The sequence below is a fragment of the Nonomuraea sp. NPDC048826 genome, assembly GCF_043198225.1.
In the GTDB taxonomy this organism is placed as follows: Bacteria; Actinomycetota; Actinomycetes; order Streptosporangiales; family Streptosporangiaceae; genus Nonomuraea.
The window spans coordinates 320,687-333,504 of record NZ_JBICUQ010000004.1; the positions used below are offsets into that span (position 1 = coordinate 320,687).

General features: G+C 71.3%; 11 protein-coding genes. 7 read left to right on the plus strand and 4 right to left on the minus strand.

The window, feature by feature from the left end; translation table 11 throughout:
- Positions 1–30: 30 nt before the first annotated feature.
- Complete coding sequence (locus ACGFI7_RS15990; RefSeq protein WP_393404667.1) at positions 31–1,155, plus strand: NAD(P)H-dependent flavin oxidoreductase; 1,125 nt, start codon at positions 31–33, stop codon at positions 1,153–1,155.
- A 14-nt stretch (positions 1,156–1,169) separates the two neighbouring features.
- Positions 1,170–1,949 (plus strand): GntR family transcriptional regulator, encoded by a 780-nt coding sequence (locus ACGFI7_RS15995; protein WP_393404670.1) that lies wholly within the window; start codon positions 1,170–1,172, stop codon positions 1,947–1,949.
- Here the strand turns inward: ACGFI7_RS15995 and ACGFI7_RS16000 are convergent.
- Positions 1,906–4,284 (minus strand): FAD-dependent oxidoreductase, encoded by a 2,379-nt coding sequence (locus ACGFI7_RS16000; protein WP_393404673.1) that lies wholly within the window; start codon positions 4,282–4,284, stop codon positions 1,906–1,908. The genes ACGFI7_RS15995 and ACGFI7_RS16000 overlap by 44 nt on opposite strands.
- Before the next feature lie 69 nt (positions 4,285–4,353).
- On the opposite strand from ACGFI7_RS16000, the gene ACGFI7_RS16005 reads away from it, so the two are divergent.
- The 4 genes from ACGFI7_RS16005 to ACGFI7_RS16020 all read left to right on the plus strand — a co-directional run bounded on the left by ACGFI7_RS16005 (position 4,354) and on the right by ACGFI7_RS16020 (position 7,364).
- Positions 4,354–5,256: a phosphotransferase gene (locus ACGFI7_RS16005; protein ID WP_393404675.1), complete on the plus strand. Its 903-nt coding sequence runs from the start codon at positions 4,354–4,356 to the stop codon at positions 5,254–5,256.
- Between the two features lie 4 nt (positions 5,257–5,260).
- Positions 5,261–5,890, plus strand: coding sequence for a DUF4126 domain-containing protein (locus ACGFI7_RS16010; RefSeq protein WP_393404678.1), 630 nt, complete (start codon positions 5,261–5,263; stop codon positions 5,888–5,890).
- 232 nt (positions 5,891–6,122) lie between these two features.
- Positions 6,123–6,728 (plus strand): hypothetical protein, encoded by a 606-nt coding sequence (locus ACGFI7_RS16015; protein ID WP_393404681.1) that lies wholly within the window; start codon positions 6,123–6,125, stop codon positions 6,726–6,728.
- A 57-nt stretch (positions 6,729–6,785) separates the two neighbouring features.
- A complete protein-coding gene (locus tag ACGFI7_RS16020; RefSeq protein ID WP_393404684.1) occupies positions 6,786–7,364 on the plus strand; it encodes a Uma2 family endonuclease in 579 nt (192 codons plus the stop codon).
- A 10-nt stretch (positions 7,365–7,374) separates the two neighbouring features.
- On the opposite strand, the gene ACGFI7_RS16025 is transcribed toward ACGFI7_RS16020, so the two are convergent.
- Entirely contained in the window at positions 7,375–7,860 is a 486-nt protein-coding gene (locus ACGFI7_RS16025) for a hypothetical protein (RefSeq protein WP_393404687.1), read from the minus strand.
- Positions 7,861–8,047: 187 nt separating this feature from the next.
- Between ACGFI7_RS16025 and ACGFI7_RS16030 the strand changes: the two genes are divergently transcribed.
- Positions 8,048–8,683 (plus strand): GPP34 family phosphoprotein, encoded by a 636-nt coding sequence (locus ACGFI7_RS16030; protein ID WP_393404689.1) that lies wholly within the window; start codon positions 8,048–8,050, stop codon positions 8,681–8,683.
- A gap of 786 nt (positions 8,684–9,469) precedes the next feature.
- On the opposite strand, the gene uvrB is transcribed toward ACGFI7_RS16030, so the two are convergent.
- Together uvrB and ACGFI7_RS16040 are read right to left on the minus strand one after the other, a co-directional pair.
- The gene (gene uvrB / locus ACGFI7_RS16035) at positions 9,470–11,578 is read right to left on the minus strand and encodes an excinuclease ABC subunit UvrB (protein ID WP_393404692.1); all 2,109 of its coding nucleotides are present in this window, start codon (positions 11,576–11,578) and stop codon (positions 9,470–9,472) included.
- 33 nt (positions 11,579–11,611) lie between these two features.
- Positions 11,612–12,790, minus strand: a complete 1,179-nt coding sequence (locus ACGFI7_RS16040; RefSeq protein WP_393404695.1) for an OmpA family protein — start codon at positions 12,788–12,790, stop codon at positions 11,612–11,614.
- Positions 12,791–12,818: the final 28 nt, after the last annotated feature.

The following is a 12,818-nucleotide window of genomic DNA, read 5'->3' on the forward strand; positions in this document are numbered from 1 at the left end:
GAACATGCTTCTGGCGGTTAGCGTCGGTGCATGCGGACCGCCATCAGCGAGCGTCTAGGCATCGAGTTCCCGCTGTTCGCCTTCAGCCACTGCCGCGACGTGGTGGCGGCCGTGACGAACGCGGGCGGCTTCGGTGTCCTGGGCGCGATCGCGTACACCCCCGAACAGCTCGACGTGGAGCTCACCTGGATCGACCAGCAGGTGGGCGGCAGACCGTACGGCGTGGACGTGCTCGTCCCCGGCAAGGTGGACGCCGCCGCGCTCGGCGGCGTGCGGGCCGCCGACCTGATCCCCGAACGGCATCGCGACTTCGTCACGCACCTGATGGCCAAGTACGGCGTGGGCGGGCACGGGCAGCAGCCGGTGGGCGCGGCGGCCGACGAGTTCGCCCGGCGGGTGTCGGCGGCGGGCGCGACCGGGCTGATCGACGTGGCGCTCAAGCACCCGATCGGGCTCATCGCCTCCGCGCTGGGCCCGCCGCCGCCGGAGATGGTGGCGCTGGCCCGGGAGGCGGGGGTGCCGGTGGCGGCGCTGGTCGGCACCGTGGAGCACGCGCGCCGGCAGGTGGCCGCGGGCGCGGACCTCATCGTCGCGCAGGGCACCGAGGCCGGCGGACACACCGGCGAGATCTCCACGCTGGTGCTGGTGCCGCAGGTGGTGGACGCGGTGGCCCCGGTCCCGGTGCTGGCGGCGGGCGGCATCGCCTCCGGCCGGCAGATGGCGGCGGCGATGGCGCTGGGCGCCGAGGGCGTGTGGTGCGGCTCGGTCTGGCTGACCACGGAGGAGGCGGAGACGCCGCAGGCGGTCAAGCGCAAGTTCCTGGCCGCCTCGTCGCTGGACACGGTGCGGTCGCGTTCGCGTACCGGCAAGCCGGCCCGCCAGCTCGTCACGGCGTGGACCGAGGAGTGGGACCACGGGCAGGAGAGCCCCGGCCCGCTCGGCATGCCGATGCAGATGCTGGTGGCCGAGCACGCGATGGCCCGCATCGTCGCGGCGGCGGAACGCGGCGAGCCGGGCGCGCTGGAGCTGGCCGGCTACTTCGTCGGCCAGGTGGTGGGCCAGCTGAACCAGGTGAGGCCGGCCCGCGAGGTCGTCTACGAGATCGTCTCCGAGTTCGCCGACGCGGTGGAGCGGCTGGGCCGCCTGGCCCGGTGACGTACCATCCCGGTGTGGTCCGGACCCCTCCCGAGCTGGAGCGCGGCGGCGGCGTGCCGGCGCACGTGCAGATCGAGCGGTGGCTGCTCGACGCCATCTCCGGCGGCGACATGGCGCCGGGCGACCGGCTGCCCGGCGAGCGGGAGCTCGCGGCCCGGCTGGGCGTGAGCCGGATGACGCTGCGCCAGGCGCTGTCGACGCTGGAGCGCGACGGGGTGCTGGTGCGGGTGCCGGGCCGGTCGGGCGGCGCGTTCGTGGCCGAGCCGCGCGTCGAGTGCGACCTGACGGGGCTGGCCGGGTTCACCGAGCAGATGCGCCGCGCCCATCTGCGGGCCGAGGCCCGCATCCTGGTGGCGCGCCTGGTGTCCGCCCCCGCGCCGGTGGCCGCCGCGCTGAAGCTGGCGGCGGGCGCGCCGGTGCACGAGGTGGCGCGGGTGCGCTCGGCGGGCCGCTCGCCGGTGGCGCTGGAGCGCTCGTTCTTCCCCGAGCTGCCCGGCCTGCTGGAGGAGGACCTGTCGGGGTCGCTGTACGCGCTGCTGGCCGAGCGCTACGACCTGGCGCCGGTCACCGCCGTGGAGCACCTCGACCCGGTGGTCGCGGCCCCGGCGGAGGCGGCGGAGCTCGGCATCGAGCCGGGCGCGCCGCTCATGCGGATCGAGCGCACCGCCTACGCCGGCGACGGCACCCCGGTCGAGCACGCCCGCGACCTGTTCCGCCCGGACCGGGTGCGGATCTCGGTACGGTCCGGGGTCAGCGCACCCGCTCCCCCGCCGGGTCCCACAGCGGCTCCTTGACCACGGTGCCGGGCACCCACGTGCCCTCCACCTCGATCTCGACCTTGGTGCCCGGCTCGGCCTCCAGGTAGGCGTAGGCGATGGAGGAGCCGACGGTGTAGCCGTAGCCGCCGGAGGTGACGCGGGCGGCCACCTCGCCGTCGACCCGTACCGGCTCGTTGCCGAGCGCCACGGCGCGCGGGTCGCCCAGCGTGACGCAGCGCAGCCGGCGCGACGGCCGCGGGTCGAGCGCGTCCCTGCCGAGGAACTCCTTGTCCATCTTGACGCAGAACCCGAGCCCGGCCTCGTACGGCGTGGTCTCGGGGCCGATGTCGGCGCCCCACACCCGGTAGCCCTTCTCCAGGCGCAGGCTGTCGATGGCCTTGTAGCCGCCGGCCGTCAGGCCGTGCGGCTCGCCCGCCCGCCACAGCGCCTCCCAGAGCGCGAGCCCGTACTCGCTGGAGCAGTAGAGCTCCCAGCCCAGCTCTCCGACGAACGTCACCCGCAGCGCCAGCACCGGCACGTCGCCCACGGTCAGCTCGCGCGAGCTCATGAACGGGAAGTCCAGCGGGTCGGGGGTGAGCGTGCCGAGAATGTCGCGGGCCCGCGGCCCCCACAGCGCGAAGCACGCGTACTGGCCGGTCACGTCGGCGATCCGCACGTCGGCGCCGCGCAGCCGGGCCTGCTTGCGCAGCCAGCCGAGGTCGTGCGAGCCGAACGCGGTGCCGGTGACGATCAGGAACTCCCGCTCGCCGCGCCGGGTGACGGTGAAGTCGCACTCGATGCCGCCGCGCCGGTTGAGCGCCTGGGTGTAGGTGACGGCGCCGACCGCGCGGGCGACCCGGTTGTCGCACACCCACTCCAGCAGCGCGGCGGCGTCCTGGCCGGTCACCTCGATCTTGGCGAACGAGCTCTCGTCGAACAGCCCGGCGGCCTCGCGGGTGGCCCGGTGCTCGGCGCCGACGGCGGGCGACCAGTTGCGCCCCGCCCAGCCACGCGGCCGCTCGTCCCGATCGTCCGCGTTGCCGGCGTAGTGGTTGACCCGCTCCCAGCCGGACTTCTCGCCGAACACCGCGCCGTGCTCGCGGTGCCAGGCGTACGCGGGAGACAGCCGCAGCGGCCGGCCCGCCCGCCGCTCGTCGCCCGGGTAGCGGATGTCGTAGTAGGTCTCGTAGTTCTCCACGGCGCGGGCGAGCGTGTAGGAGGGCGAGCGGTACTGGGCGCCGAACCGGCGGACGTCCATGTGCCACAGGTCCATGGACGGTTCGCCCTCGACGATCCACTCGGCCATCACCTTGCCGATGCCGCCCGCGCCCGCGATGCCGTGCGCGCAGAACCCGGCCGCCACGTAGAACCCGCCGACCTCGGTCTCGCCCAGGCAGAACTCGTTGTCCGGGGTGAACGCCTCCGGGCCGTTGATCAGCTTGCGGATGCCCACGTCGGCCATGGCCGGCACCCGGCGCCGGGAGTTGTCGAAGATCTCCTCCAGCCGCGGCCAGTCCTCGGGCAGCAGCCGGCCGTTGAAGTCCGCCGGGATCGCGTCGTGCGCGGCGGCGGTGGCCGTCCAGGGAGCGCACTCGCGCTCGTACCCGCCCATGACCAGCCCGCTGACCTCCTGCCGGTAGTACACGAGCAGGTCGGGGTCGCGCAGCGTGGGCAGGTCGCGGTGCTCGTGGAAGCCCTCGGTGACCACGTACTGGTGCGACATCGGCACGATCGGCACGCGCACGCCGGCCATGCGGCCGATCTCGGCGGCGAACATGCCGCCGCAGTTGACGACGATCTCGCAGGCGATGTCGCCCTGGTCGGTGCGCACGCCGGTCACGCGCCCGTCCGTGACGTCCAGGCCGAGCACCCTGGTCCGGGTACGGATGCGCGCGCCGCCTTCCCTGGCCTTGGCCGCCAGCGCGTAGCACAGCCGGGAGGGGTCGATCTGGCCGTCGGTGGGCAGGTAGGCGGCGCCGACCACGCCCTCGGTGCTCATCAGCGGGAACAGCTCGGCCGCCTCGGCGACGGAGATCTCCTCCAGCGGCAGGCCGAACGTGCGCGCCCAGCCGATCTGGCGGCGGATCTCGGCCATCCGCTCGGGGGTGGAGGCCAGTTTGATGCCGCCGCACTCGGTCCAGCCCGCGTCCAGCGTCCGGTAGAGCTCGACGGAGTACTGGTTCATCCTGGTCAGCGTGGGATCGGCGCGGAGCTGGCCGACCAGCCCGGCCGAGTGGAAGGTGGAGCCGCTGGTGAGCTCGTCCCGGTCCAGCAGGATCACGTCCCGCTCGCCGAGCAGGGTCAGGTGGTAGGCGACGGAGGCGCCGCCGACGCCACCTCCGATGATCACGATGCGGGCGGAGTCGCTCATGCGGCGAGGCTAACCTTCGATGACCTTAAAGGTCTAGACCGTTTAGCGCGCGTCGGCTTAGCATCGACCATGGCCGTGCTCGAGATCATCGACCGCATCCCCCTCCTGTCCGGCGTGCCGCACTCCGTCGAGGAGCTGCCCGGCGGCCTGACCAACCGCAACTTCAAGGTGAGCACCGACGGCGGGGCGTACGTGGTGCGGGTGTTCGGCAGCGACGGCTCGCTGCTGAACATCGACAGGGACGCCGAGCACCTGGCCACGCTGGCCGCCGCCGAGGCCGGGGTGGGCGCGCCGGTGCACGCCTACCTGCCCGGCGAGGGGCTCGTCGTGGGTTATCTCCCGGGGCGCACGTTCACCGAGGACGACGTGCGCGACTCGGCGAACCTGCCCCGGGTGGCCGAGGCGTGCCGCCGGCTGCACGCGGGGCCGCGCTTCCCCCGCGACTTCGACATGTTCGACGTGCAGCGGCGCTATCTGGGGATCGTGCGGGAGCGGGGGTTCCGGCTGCCGCCGCGCTATCTGGACTTCATGCCTCTGGTCGCCCAGATCCAGACATGTCTGGAAGTGCGGCGTGAGGCGACGGTGCCCTGCAACAACGACCTGCTGGCGGGCAACATCATCGACGACGGCCGGCGCCTCTGGCTGATCGACTACGAGTACGCCGGCAACAACGACCCCTGCTTCGAGCTGGGCAACCTGTGGAGCGAGTCCAACCTCTCACCCGGCCAGCTCGAGGAGCTGGTGACCGCCTACTACGGCCGCCGCCTGCGCCACAAGATCGCGCGCGCCCGGCTGCTGGGACTCATGTCCAAGTACGGCTGGACCCTGTGGGCGTCCATCCAGGACGGCGCGAACGAGTCCATCGACTTCGACTTCTGGTCGTGGGGGATGGAGAAGTACGAGCGCGCGGTGGCCGAGTTCACCGGCCCGGAACTTTCGTTCCTCATGGACGAGGCCACCCGGGCAGACTAGAGCCATGTTCGCCACTTTGACCGGACTCGGCCTCTCCACCGCCGCCGGGCTGAACGCCTACATCCCCCTGCTGGTGGTGGGCGTGCTGGCCAACCTCACCGACGCGGTCAAGCTGCCCGACGGGTACGCCTGGCTGTCGAACTGGGGCGTGCTCGGCGTGATCGCGGTGCTGCTGGCGGCCGAGTTCGTGCTGGACAAGGTGCCGGCCGTGGACACGGTGAACGACATGATCCAGACGGCGGTCCGGCCGGCGTCCGGCGGCGTGGTGTTCAGCGCCACCACCGCGGCGGCCGAACTGGACAGCTCGACCTGGATGGCGGAGAACCCGTGGCTCGGCTGGGTGCTCGGCATCGTCATGGCGCTCGCCGTCCACCTGCTGAAGACCGCCGCCCGGCCGGTGGTCAACGCCTCCACGGCCGGCACCGGCGCCCCGGTGGCCAGCGTCGCCGAGGACAGCGGCGCCCTGGGCCTGAGCCTGGTGGCGATCTTCGCCCCCGTGCTGGTGATCCTCGCCCTGATCCTCCTGGCCCTGATCGCCTGGTGGGTGATCAGAAAGGTGCGCCGCCTCCGCGCCCGCCGCCGAGCCCGGCAGGGTCTCGCCGAGCCGCCGCCCGGGCGGTCGCGGATCGATTAGCGCGCCCCCGGCCGCCGCGTCAACACCCGCCAGGCGGATGTGAGGCGTCCGCTTCGTCCCGTACCGTCGAGATCCGCGCCCGCCCTCGCGGCGGGCCCGCGATCCGTGCGGGCGCTCAGTGGCCCCCGCCCCGCGCCCGCATGACGGAGGCCCGGCAGCATTCACCCCGCTGCCGGGCCTTTCCCATCGCCGCCGGGGCACTATCCTCGAAGCCAAGAGCCCCACACAGGAGGTGTCCCCGATCGGCGAAGTCCTCATGATCGTGCTGGTCATCCTGGCCTTCCTGGCGCTGATCGCCGGGGTCGGCATCTACGTGCTGGTCAAGGTCGGCAAGAAGGCCGCGGTCAAGGCCAAGGAGGCCACCACCCGGCTGACCACCCACGTCAACGCCATGGGCACCGGCGACGCCGCCGAGGTCGAGCGGCTCCGCCTCGACCTGCGCCGCGAGGTCTCACTCACCCGCCAGGCCGTCGAGCAGGCCCAGCGCCAGGGCTGGGGCCTGGGCGACCTGCCGCGCCTGCTGGCCGACCTGACCGCCCAGGCCGACGTGCACGACGGCCAGCTCGGCATGTACGCCCAGCAGGCCCGCGTCTCCCGCTACGTCGACCACGCCACCCTCGGGCAGCTGCGCGAGCACCAGGCGAAGCTGACGGCCATGTGCGCCCGCATCCGCGCCGACCTCCTCAGCGACCAGGTGCACCACTCGGCCACCGGCCTGGCCGACCTGAGCGCCCGCACCGACCTGGAGATCGAGGCCCGCCGCCCGGCCCCCGACCCCCTCCAGGAGATCGACGACCTCTACCGCAGAACCATGCAGGACCGCAAAGAGCAACCCTGACACCACCCACCGTGGCACAATGACTTCGAAGGGTCACATCTCCGAGGGGGCGTCGTCATGACCACAGCCTTTCCGGAATGGTTCTACCCCGGCCCTCCAGGCGGCTGGACCGCCGACATGCTCGATCACCTCCCCCCCGACGCGCCCCCGCACGTCGAACTGATCGATGGTGGGCTCATCATGATGTCGCCCCAGACGATGTTCCACATGCTTGTTCTCAGGCTGCTGGAAAGGGAGCTCCGCCCTCCCGACCACCTCGTCGTCATCCGGGAGATGACCGTGACACTGGGCCTGCGCCAGCGCCCCGAGCCGGACATCATGCTGGTGCAGGCCGCTGCCGCCCAGCAGATCGGCATCACCACCTTCAAGCCGGCAGACGTCCATCTGGTGGTCGAGGTGGTCTCCGAGGAGTCCCGCGACCGAGACCGCACCACCAAGCCGAGCAAATACGCGAGCGCGGGCATCCAGCACTTCTGGCGCGTCGAACTGGAGGACGACCGACCCGTCGCCTACACCTTCGAGCTGGAGCCCGCCGTCAAGGCCTACCTGCCCACCGGCATCCATCGCGGCCGGCTGCGCACCGACATCGGCTTCCCCGTCGACGTCGATCTCGACCTGGACAAGGTCAGGCGCTGAGGCGGCCCCGCTAGCTCCACTCCTGGTAGATGAAGGCCGCGTACTCCTCGGCCGATCCGCCCTTGTTGAGAACGGCCCGGGCCGCCTGCGCCTGCTCGACGGACGGCAGATGTCCTTCCAGCAGGATCGGCAGCGACAGCCGCCGTGCCAGCAACTCTTTCTCGGAGATCCCGTACGGCCGCCGCACCACCGACACGTTCACCCGGAGCGCATGCTCGTTCCCCGGCACCGCCCCCGGCCGATCCACCTCGACCGCCGCGTACCGATAACCATGCGCCCGATCACACGCGGCGCACCCGGCGGGCCCCCGGCTGAGCGCTCCCCCGCACTCCCCGCAGACCAACCGGTCATAGGCGGCATCGACGACCCGCCAGAGATGCCGGTCGAGCTCGTCGATCACCATCTCGGCGACCCCCCGCTCCTCCTCCGCGGAGAGCCCCCCGAACTCCCCCCGCAGAAACTCCCGCCACCCCTCCTCGACGAGTCCGTCCACCACTCGGGCGCACTTCATACACCCCGGCGCCCCGGCCGGCTCCCACAACCCGCATCCCGCACACCGCCGCATCCCCGCACCCTAGCCATTTCTCGGCAGCCGCCTCCCCACAGATTCCTGGCCACTCGCCGGGCGACCTTCCAGAGGCTTCGGGTGCCCATGCCGGCTCGCGATGCGCCAGATTGGACCCATGGAACAGCTCATCGCCGAAGAACTCCTCCTGCTGGCCCACCGCCCCGACGGCGTGATCTCGGTCAACCAGGAGATGCTGGACTACACACTGAGCGCCGCCGTGCTCGCCGAACTCGTCGTCATGGACAGATTCACCCTGGAGAACGGCCACCTACACGTACGCGACCCCGAGCCCACCGGCAACCCCGAACTGGACGAGACACTCCGTCAGCTGACAGCCCACAGCGGCCCACCACCGGCCTTCACCGACTGGTGGGTCGCGATGTACACCCCCGAGCGCCGTACCCGATTACTGGCCGCACTCGTACGTCAAGGCCTGATCACCGCAGAAACCCGCCGATACCTGCGCATCTTTAAAGAGGAGGTCTACCCCGAGACCAGCCCGGCCCCAAGAGCCGCGCTCCACGACCGATTGCTAGCCGTGCTGACCGGAGCTGAGCCCGACTCCCGCACCTCGGCACTCGTCTCCCTGGCCCACGCAGGCAAGCTCCTCCCCAAGAACCTGCCGAAACCGGAACGCCGACGCGCCCAGGAGATGACATCCCAGAACCCCCTGGGCAACCTGGTCGCACAATCGTTCGACCAGGCCGCCAAGGAGAGCATCGGCAGGCTCGCAGGCGGCTCGGCCACCTGACCAGACGGAGATCGGGGACGGCCCACGTCGCAGCGAACGGTGGCGGACGCGATGCCAGCCTCCCGCACGGCCCGGCTCCCGGCAACCAGGAACCACCCAGCGAACCGCAGGGCATCTCCAGCCCCCACTACGGGAGCCTCCCGACCACGCCATCCGCGGCCGCCGCCTCCGCCTCCGCCGCAGACTCCCACGGCTGCTCCGCTGGGCGATCCCCATCGTGCTGGCCGCTGTCACCGGCCTCCTATAGCGGCCGACCGACCTCCAGGCTGACCCACGGACGCCCCGAGGACGAACCCGCCCTGGCCCACCTGACCAGCGGAACGGAGCTGCTGGCGGACAAGGTGACGGTGACCTGCACCCCCGCTCCGGCAAGCTCCGCAGGCAGCCCTCCCAAGAAGCAACGCGACGGCCGCCGCAAAAACGCCGCGGCTGACCGTACAGGCAAGAGCCCGGAAAGCTACGGCGGCCAGCGATCACATGGCCCGGAAAGCGACGCTTCAGCTACGGCGGGCACTCGAGCACGGGGTGAGCCAAAGCTTCAGCATCGGCGGCGAAACAGCCACGAAAGCGGCAACCAGCACTACGGCCCGAGCCCGGACGAGCGGAAAGGGACAAGCGGAGGTGGGCGGGCGACCCGGCCGAGTTAAGACCGCGCCAGATACCCCCGCGCCCGGACAACGCCGAAGGCGAAGATCGCCAGACCCCAGGCAATCGCGCGAGGCCGGGCCGCCCGCCCACCGCAGCGGCACAAAACGGCCGCCCCTGCAGCGGCACAAAGGCCGGAAGTCAGCGAACCCCAGCTTCGCGCATGTCCCGAAGCTCCCGCTTGAGCTCCTTGATCTCGTCACGAAGCCGAGCAGCCACCTCGAACTGCAGATCGGCCGCAGCCTGATGCATCTGCTCGGTCAACGAGTCGATCAGCGACTCCATCTGCGCCCGAGGCATCTCCCCCGCGATGGCCTTGGCATGCTGCCCGGCCGCCTTGGCGGCGAACCCCGGCACCGGCGCCTTGCCCCGGGACTGGGACCGCCCGCCCCCCATGAGCTGCCAGGTGTCGGCGTCCTCCCGCTGCAACGAGTCGAGGATGTCGGCGATCTTCTTACGGAGCGGCTGCGGGTCGATCCCGTTGGCCTCGTTGTAGGCGACCTGCTTGGCCCGCCGCCGGTTGGTCTCGTCGATCGCCCGCTCCATGGACGGCGTGACCTTGTCGGCGTACATGTGGACCTGCCCGGACACGTTACGCGCCGCGCGCCCGATCGTCTGGATGAGGGACGTCTCGGACCGCAGGAAGCCTTCCTTGTCGGCGTCGAGGATGGCGACCAGCGACACCTCGGGCAGGTCGAGCCCCTCGCGCAGCAGGTTGATGCCGACGAGCACGTCGTACTCGCCGATGCGCAGCTCCCGCAGCAGCTCGATGCGGCGCAGCGTGTCGACCTCGCTGTGCAGGTAGCGGACCCGGATGCCGAGCTCCAGCAGGTAGTCGGTGAGGTCCTCGGCCATCTTCTTGGTCAGGGTGGTGACGAGCACCCGCTCGTCGCGCTCGGCCCGCTCGCGGATCTCGTGGACCAGGTCGTCGATCTGCCCCTTGGTCGGCTTGACCACGACCTCGGGGTCGACCAGCCCGGTGGGCCGGATGACCTGCTCGACGACGTCGCCCTTGACCCGGCCCAGCTCATAGGGCCCGGGGGTGGCGGACAGGTAGACCGTCTGCCCGATGCGCTCCAGGAACTCCTCCCACTTCAGCGGCCGGTTGTCGAGCGCGGACGGCAGCCGGAAGCCGTGGTCGACGAGGGTGCGCTTGCGTGAGGCGTCGCCTTCGTACATGGCGCCGATCTGCGGCACGGTCTGGTGGGACTCGTCGAGCACCAGCAGGAAGTCCTCGGGGAAGTAGTCGAGCAGCGTGTTGGGCGCGCTGCCGGGCTCGCGGGCGTCCATGTGGCGCGAGTAGTTCTCGATGCCGGAGCAGGTGCCGATCTGGCGCATCATCTCGATGTCGTAGGTGGTGCGCATGCGCAGCCGCTGGGCCTCCAGCAGCTTGCCCTGCCGCTCCAGCTCGGCGAGCCGGTCGGCCAGCTCGGCCTCGATGCCGGCGACGGCCGCGGTCATCCGTTCCTCGCCCGCGACGTAGTGGGAGGCGGGGAAGATGTAGAGCTCCTCGTCCTCCGTGATGACCTCGCCGGTGAGCGGGTGCATGGTGGAGAGCTTCTCGATCTCGTCGCCGAACATCTCGATGCGGACGGCGAGCTCTTCGTACTTGGGGATGATCTCGATGGTGTCGCCGCGGACCCGGAAGGTGCCGCGGGTGAAGGCCACGTCGTTGCGGGTGTACTGCATGTCGACGAGGCGGCGCAGCAGCCGGTCGCGGTCGATGTCCATGCCGACGCGCAGCCGGGTCATCCGGTCGACGTACTCCTGGGGCGTGCCGAGGCCGTAGATGCACGAGACGGAGGCGACCACGACGGTGTCACGGCGGGTGAGCAGCGAGTTGGTGGCCGAGTGGCGCAGCCGCTCGACCTCGTCGTTGATCGAGGAGTCCTTCTCGATGTAGGTGTCGCTCTGCGGGACGTATGCCTCGGGCTGGTAGTAGTCGTAGTAGGAGACGAAGTATTCGACCGCGTTGTTGGGCAGCATCTCGCGCAGCTCGTTGGCGAACTGGGCGGCGAGCGTCTTGTTGGGCTGCATGACCAGGGCGGGCCGCTGCAGGCGCTCGATGAGCCAAGCGATGGTGGCGGTCTTGCCGGTGCCGGTGGCGCCGAGCAGCACGTTGTCCTTCGCCCCGGCCTTGACGCGGCGCTCCAGCTCGGCGATGGCCGTGGGCTGGTCGCCCGAGGGAGTCATCTCGGTGACGACCTTGAACGGCGCCACCCTCCGCTGCAAATCTGTGACCGGACGCATGATGCCACTTTAGGCGCACCCACCGACAGAAACTCACGCGGAGATGGGCACGCCTTTCATCGGGGTGAACCCGAAGAGGTTGACGTCGACGCTGGTCACGCCGGCGGGCGGGGCGGTCATGAGCACGAACAGCCGGATGTGCTCCCCCGGGCCGAGCTTGGTCAGGACGATCGTCGAACAGACGCAGCGCCTGGGGTAGCTGCTCCTGCCGACGGTGGTCAGCGGGGAGTACCGGGTCCCGTCCACGCCGGTCAGCGTGAGCCAGAAGAAGTCGCCCTTGTAGCCGACGACGGACCCGAGCCGGTCGAGGTCCTTGTCCCAGGCGCCTTCTTGCAGGCGGACCGGGCCGCCGTGGCCCGTGTGGCGGAAGCCGACGGTGGCGATGAGCGCCTTGTCGCTGATCCGGCGCAGCTCCAGGAGGTCCGCGGTGAGACCGGTCAGCTCGCGCAGCCCGGTGGCGGAGGCGACGGCCGTGCCGGGAGTCGCCGTGGCCTCCCCGGCGGGGGTGCCGGAGGTTTCCTTGGGCACGGCAGCGGGGGTGGAACCCGGGCCGGGGGTGGCCGCCCGCTCGAACACCACCTGGACCCGCCGGTTGCGGGCGCGGGCCTGGTCCGACGACCCCTCGGCAGCGGGCTCCGTCTCGCCCTTGCCCTCGGTACGGAACGCGGCGTCCGGCACGAGCGCGGCGAGCGACCGTTCCACCGCCTTGGCCCGGCGCAGCGACAGCGCCAGGTTGTAGCCGTCCTCGCCGACGTCGTCGGTGTGACCGACGATCTGCACGGTCCCGCGAGCCTCCGCGCTGATCCGGTCCGCGGTCCGGCGCAGCGTCTCGCGGGCCTTCGGGGTGAGCGTGGCCTTGTCGAAGTCGAACAGGACGTCGGTGTTGAGCGCGATCTCGACCCGGTCACCCGACTCGGCGACGGCGGATTCGGTGCCGGCCAGGCGTGTGGTCAACGGCACGGTGGTGGGGTGGGCCGCGTCGATCATGCCGGGGTCGGGCTCGCCGTCCAGCCTCACGCCGGTGCCCGCCGGGCTGATCGGCAAGGTCGCGGTCAGGCCCGCGTGGTGGAAGCCGACCGCCACACTGGTCGTCTCCGGCGGGACCTGGTAGACGGCCCACAGCAGAGCCGCCTGGCCGGGGGTGACCTTCGCGGACACTTCCGGGTAGCTGCACACGCAGCGGTCGCGGGTGCCGGTGTCCTGTTCGCGCATCGGGGTAGTACGCGGTCAGGCGGGGGTG

Excerpts from the sequence above, each read along its gene's own strand:
- ACGFI7_RS15990 (WP_393404667.1), top strand. The coding sequence starts at position 31 with ATGCGGACCGCCATCAGCGAGCGTCTAGGCATCGAGTTCCCGCTGTTC.
- ACGFI7_RS16000 (WP_393404673.1), bottom strand. The coding sequence starts at position 4,284 with ATGAGCGACTCCGCCCGCATCGTGATCATCGGAGGTGGCGTCGGCGGC.
- ACGFI7_RS16005 (WP_393404675.1), top strand. The coding sequence starts at position 4,354 with ATGGCCGTGCTCGAGATCATCGACCGCATCCCCCTCCTGTCCGGCGTG.
- ACGFI7_RS16010 (WP_393404678.1), top strand. The coding sequence starts at position 5,261 with ATGTTCGCCACTTTGACCGGACTCGGCCTCTCCACCGCCGCCGGGCTG.
- ACGFI7_RS16020 (WP_393404684.1), top strand. The coding sequence starts at position 6,786 with ATGACCACAGCCTTTCCGGAATGGTTCTACCCCGGCCCTCCAGGCGGC.
- ACGFI7_RS16030 (WP_393404689.1), top strand. The coding sequence starts at position 8,048 with ATGGAACAGCTCATCGCCGAAGAACTCCTCCTGCTGGCCCACCGCCCC.
- uvrB (WP_393404692.1), bottom strand. The coding sequence starts at position 11,578 with ATGCGTCCGGTCACAGATTTGCAGCGGAGGGTGGCGCCGTTCAAGGTC.
- ACGFI7_RS16040 (WP_393404695.1), bottom strand. The coding sequence starts at position 12,790 with ATGCGCGAACAGGACACCGGCACCCGCGACCGCTGCGTGTGCAGCTAC.